Origin of the sequence: Bradyrhizobium sp. Rc2d (genome assembly GCF_900099855.1) — a bacterium.
In the GTDB taxonomy this organism is placed as follows: Bacteria; Pseudomonadota; Alphaproteobacteria; order Rhizobiales; family Xanthobacteraceae; genus Bradyrhizobium.
This window is the reverse complement of record NZ_FNCU01000111.1, coordinates 1-1630: the sequence shown is the minus strand read 5'-3', so window position 1 is coordinate 1630 and position 1630 is coordinate 1. Positions and strand designations below refer to the sequence as shown.

Genomic DNA, 1630 nt, shown 5'->3' with positions numbered 1-1630 from the left:
TGGCCAGCGGTCACGTGAACCGCGCAAACAGGCCGAACACATGGCCGCTCCGACCAACGCCGCAAAGTGAAGATTCTCCTTGCCAACCCGGAGCCGTCCACACATGGCCCGTCGCGACATATTGCACCGTCAGGCATGCTCGGTCGCTAACGGGGTATAGCGGACTTAGACAGGCCACCGTCAATCGCAGAGGGCGACGCTCGTGACCCATGTCGATCATTCCTCCGGCAATTGCCGCTTGGGGCAACAGGCTCGCTAAATTGCCGCACAGACCGTTGCAAGGATGCTAACCTCACCACCCAATAGCGTGGCCCGTACAGGGGGGACACATGCGACGGCGGGAGTTCCTCGGATATCTCAGCGTTTTTGGCGCCGCAGCAGGATCGACATTGTTTGGTCGAGGCTCAAGGGCGCAGCTCGTGCGAAAACGTCCGCTCATCGCATGGGCGGGAGCTGCGCCTCCAGGGGTGAAGTTTCCCCAATTCATGGTAGACTTGGTGTTCGGCAATTTCGTTAAGGGGCTCTCGGACTTCGGCTACGAGCAAGGCCGTAACATCGATATCATTCGGCGAACGGACATCCTCCGGGACCGCGTACCATCGATTGAGGAGATGGTGGCTCTGCTCAAACCCGATATCATCGCTGTGCCAGCAACGCTGGAAGCCGTTCGCTCCTCTGCTCGCGCGCCCCTGGGAGCCGTCCCCGGGCGTAGCCCGTCGATACCTTCATCCGGAGCCCGTCGAGTTTGCCTCGAGGAAGTCGTTGGCGACGATCAGGGCCTTCACGGCTTCCCGCGCGTCGCCGCCGCAGGCCGCGATCGCATGGTCGGCGGCGGCCTCGAGATCGTCGGCGCCGGCCCGGCCTGCCTCGGAGGTGGCGTTCATCCGATGATGTTCCCGTTTTGTTCAGAAGAGTCAAGAGATCCTTTCCCGAATTCCCATGCCGCGGCGGCGGACGTCGGATGAATATCGGGGTTGGCAGGCCGGCCTGTCGGAACTGGCGCCTGCCGTTCGTCTTGAATCCAGGCCTGCCCCAACGGAGTTCTGCGTCACATGGCCCCGCGCGCTAATTGGAAGGGCTTCTTGAGGCTCTCCCTCGTCACCTGTCCCGTGGCGCTCTATCCAGCCACATCCGACAGCGAGAAGATCAGCTTCAACCAGCTCAACCGGCAGACGGGCCATCGCATCAAGTACCTGAAGGTCGATGCCGATACCGGCGACGAGGTGCCCAACGAGGATATCGTCAAGGGCTATGAGCTCGACAAAGGGCAGTACATCGAGGTCTCCAAAGAGGAGCTCGAGGAGATCGCGCTGGAGTCGACGCGCACCATCGAGATCGACGAGTTCGTCGACAGGACCGACATCGATCCGCGCTACCTGATCCGGCCGTACTACATCCGCCCGGACGGCAAGGTCGGCCACGACGCCTTCGCGGTGATCCGCGAGACAATCCGCGAGATGGACAAGGTTGCGATCGGGCGGGTGGTGCTGACCAACCGCGAGCACCTCATCGCACTCGAACCCATGGACAAGGGCCTGGTCGGCACGCTGCTGCGCTACCCCTACGAGGTGCGGAGCGAGCAGGAATATTTCGACGAGATCCAGGACGTGAAGGTCACCAAGGACATGCT

Annotated in this window: 2 protein-coding genes; one reads left to right on the top strand and one right to left on the bottom strand. The window is 62.0% G+C overall.

The genetic code is table 11. The features are described 5' to 3' along the window. Positions 1 to 725: 725 nt before the first annotated feature. Positions 726 to 884, bottom strand: coding sequence for a hypothetical protein (locus BLV07_RS50230; RefSeq protein WP_349525718.1), 159 nt, complete (start codon positions 882 to 884; stop codon positions 726 to 728). A gap of 168 nt (positions 885 to 1052) precedes the next feature. Between BLV07_RS50230 and ku the strand changes: the two genes are divergently transcribed. Then, positions 1053 to 1630 (top strand): non-homologous end joining protein Ku (gene ku / locus BLV07_RS45705; RefSeq protein WP_091899143.1); only part of this gene is annotated, 578 nt, incomplete at its 3' end.

What these genes read in the sequence shown, in the direction of transcription:
- BLV07_RS50230 (WP_349525718.1), bottom strand. Translation starts at nt 884, where the DNA reads ATGAACGCCACCTCCGAGGCAGGCCGGGCCGGCGCCGACGATCTCGAG.